Genomic DNA, 3649 nt, shown 5'->3' on the forward strand with positions numbered 1-3649 from the left:
ATAGAGAGGGGGAAGCTAATAGATTTAGAAAACGGAAAAGTAAGAATCATAACTGATAAATACACAATAGGAATGAAAAAAGAATGGAAAGATAAGCCAACAAATGCTTATATTTTAACTGCTTTTGAAAATAATGAAGAAAGTGCTAAGAACCTACACTCTAGCACTTTAACTAAAGGCGAGACTCTGCCTTTAAACTCTGATACCATTATACCACAATCCCCTACAAACCAAAGCAATAACCAAAGTATTTTAGATAAAGCCCTAAAAGAAAAGCAAGAGGGTATTATTAAAGAGCAAGAATTAACAACAGCAATTAAACCCATAGATAATATACAAACACCTACATTAAAAGAGGAATTTGCAACAGCTAATACTTCACAAAAGATTAGTATTGAGAGGGAACTTCTTAAGGAGAATGAAGCAAAACCTTTTGCTTATCATACACGAACACCTAAAGGCATTGCAAGTTTAAGAGCGGATTTAAAAGAAGCATTAAGCCCATATATAAACAAAGAAATTACCAACAAGGAAACAGGGCTTAGTGGCACAATTTCTATTAAAGAAATTAATAAAATTTCAAGCTCTAAAGCGGTGGATAAAAGTATTTATAATGGATTTAGTAGGGATGAGCATTTTAAGGTTAGCGAACATTTAAAAGAGCTTTTTGAGAACGCACATTTAAAGCAAACGCATACAGACTACAAAGGCAAACCAAATATACAAGCGGTGCATAGGTTTAATACACCTTTAAGCATTAATGATAAAGAAGCCGTAGCAAAAATCACGCTTTTTGAAAAGAGGCTTGGGAATAATAAGATATATTCTTTGGAATTAGAAGGTTTAAGTTCCGCTACCTTAAGTAAAGATGCGGACAATACAGGAGCGGCAGTTAAAGCTCAATCGGTAGAATCCCCGCATAATAAATCTACTACTATTGCCAAAACTGATGAAGCCATTATACCACAGATACAAAACAAGTTCAAATATGATGCAACAAAGGCTAAAGACTTGAGTGAGTGGCATAAAGAATCTCATCCCATAACTAAAGACGAGCAAGGCTTACCTAAAGTGTTTTATCACGGGAGCAAAGCGGAGAATTTACAGGTCTTTATCAATACCTTTGACAGCACTAAATGGGGTTTTTGGTTTGGGACAGATAAGGATTTTGTTCTTAAAGCTTTTGCAGATTCTAATAAAGAGCAATTTACACAGGCATTTTTAAAAATGAAAAATCCATTAGATGCTACAAAAACCTTTGACATAAAAACACTACAAGAGTTAAAAGGCATTTTAAACCTTGATAATAAAGATATGGCATTATATAAATCTTTATCTAAAGAATTTGCTAACATCAAAAAAGAACTAGATAAAAAAGGTTTTGCGTTTGTTTCTTATGGAGGCGGCTTAGTAGAAGCAAAGCCATTAATGCATAAAAATAAAGATTTAATTAATGAACTTTATGAAGAATGGAATATTTTAACCGACAAAGAAAGAAAAGGATATACTAAAGATAGACAAGGATTGATTGAGGCATTGCAAAAGGATTTAGGACTATTTAAAGATGATTTGACACTAAAGAATATTATAAAATATTATGATGGAGAAACACTATTTTTTAAACCTAGAGAATTAATAGCCTTAAACAGATTTGATAATGAAGCACCACAAGCACTAAGAGATATACAACACTTAGATAACGAACTTGGATTATTGTTAGGAATGAAAGGAAAAGCACAATATTCTAATATAAATACAAGAGAATTGCTACAAGCCAAAGGATATGATGGAATTATTTTAAACGATGATGTATCGGTAGTCTTTGATTCTAACCAAATTAAAGCAGTGGAGAATAAGGGAAGTATTTTTAATAAGACAAGCGGGGATTTTAAAACCGCTACTACAAAAGATACAACAAAAGAGGGTTTTAAATATTTCAACGAACAATCCCCTAATATTTATCATTCTAACCCTCACTTAGGGAGTGGATTAGTAGGGGGAAGTATTGCAGGGTTTGAGATAGACGAACAGGGAAACTTAAGCTTTAATCCACAAAACTTCCTTTTAGGACTTGCAGCAGGAAGCATAGGAAGTAAGGCGGTAGCACAAGGATTTAAAGCCTTAAAAGATAATCCAGCATTTAAAGAGAGGTTACAACAAGAATTAGCCAATACTCTAAGTAGAGGTTGGGAGAGTGCAATTAAACAATACCCTATTTTACAATCCCTAGAGCCTAGATATATTATAAAAAATGAAAAAGGGAGAGAGATTCAAGCAAAGGGAGTGTTAAAAGAATTAGAAATCACACCTATTCAAAACGCTTTAAAAAGTTTAGAATCTACACCTACGCCGCAGAAATTGACAGATACACAAATACAAAAATTGCTTAAAGAATTTGATATTTTAGACAATTTAAAAGAACACCTTAATACAAGGACAGAGGATAGAAAACAGCTTTATAATCTTTTGTTAGACGCAAAAGATAATCCACAAATTCACTATAAAAAAGATTTAAAAGATAAATATTTGAAAAAATACAAAAGCACAGGAAAAGAACCTTATTTTTATCTACTTATCACACAAGATAAAGACAAAACATTTATTACGCATTTTAAGACAAGAGATATAAAGTATTTAAGCGAGGAAATTACTGATTCTGATAAGATTATAAAAGGTGCTGACATTATAGAGGAGCTTAGCCAGCGGACAGGCGACAATCAATTAGAATACAAAAGGCACAACCAAAGAGCCAAGCAAATCCAAGAGCTAAACGCTAAATTAGAGCAAATAGACAAATAAGCCACAAGCAATCTACTAAGTGCTGATGGACTAGAATACTTAATGAATGAAACCAAACTTTTAGAAAAGAAAAAAGCAAAATTTCAAGAGAGGCAAATGCAATCCCTTGAGGTGAAAGAATTAGAAAATAAAGAGGTTGAAGGGCTTTATAATGTTGCTTACAATGGAAAGAATGCTGCAAGGGTTTTTAAAGATTTAGAAGCGGTAGAAAAGGCAATAAGATTTTCACAAGGGAATAAAAATAAAGGTGCAAAACATATAAAAATTAAACATCTAACCAAATGTAGAAAAGAATGGGGCAAATATTTATGAGTGGGAAAATGAAGCAGGGGTAAGGTTTAGATTAGTAGTTAATGAAGTTAAAGGGGAGGCGGACTCTAACCCCGCACAATTACCGAAACCCTTTAATGAGGAAATTATAACATTTTATAGCGATAGAAATCTTGAATAGCCAATGATATTTAAAAATTATTTGGTAGGGGATTATCTTAATAAAAAACACGCACAAGAAATTATAGATGCTATTGAAGTCCCCACTTATGAACCCCTAACCCTACCTTACTCACAAGAGCAAATAGATCTAGCGTTGCAAAAATATCACAGGGTTGTGGAATCAGAAAAGGACAAGCTTAAGGAACTTCCTCTTTTGTCATGGAGTGAAGCTAAGAATTTATTGAAAGAGGATGAATCCTTATATGAAAAGTATAAAACATACAATCAGGGCAAAGAGGATGGATATGGGTTGCATTTAATGGCGGGAAAATTAAGGCAGGATAGAAATGCAAACTCTCAAGCACATATTAAAAATCTCCAAAAGAATTTATTTTAGTTTTTTAACCCTTTATTTGAA

General features: G+C 32.8%; 3 protein-coding genes. All 3 read left to right on the forward strand.

The genetic code is table 11. The features are described from left to right. Positions 1–2799, forward strand: a 2799-nt coding sequence (locus tag C6H18_RS09520) for an ADP-ribosyltransferase-containing protein (RefSeq protein ID WP_158654909.1), incomplete at its 5' end; no start/stop codon positions are given. Positions 2800–2841: 42 nt separating this feature from the next. Beyond that, positions 2842–3111, forward strand: coding sequence for a hypothetical protein (locus C6H18_RS09240; protein WP_104722803.1), 270 nt, complete (start codon positions 2842–2844; stop codon positions 3109–3111). A 142-nt stretch (positions 3112–3253) separates the two neighbouring features. Continuing rightward, positions 3254–3628 carry a hypothetical protein gene (locus C6H18_RS09245; protein WP_104722804.1) on the forward strand — a complete coding sequence of 125 codons (375 nt, stop codon included), beginning with the start codon at positions 3254–3256 and terminating at the stop codon, positions 3626–3628. The last annotated feature ends 21 nt before the right edge of the window (positions 3629–3649 follow it).

This window comes from Helicobacter mesocricetorum (genome assembly GCF_900198605.1).
In the GTDB taxonomy this organism is placed as follows: Bacteria; Campylobacterota; Campylobacteria; order Campylobacterales; family Helicobacteraceae; genus Helicobacter_D; species Helicobacter_D mesocricetorum.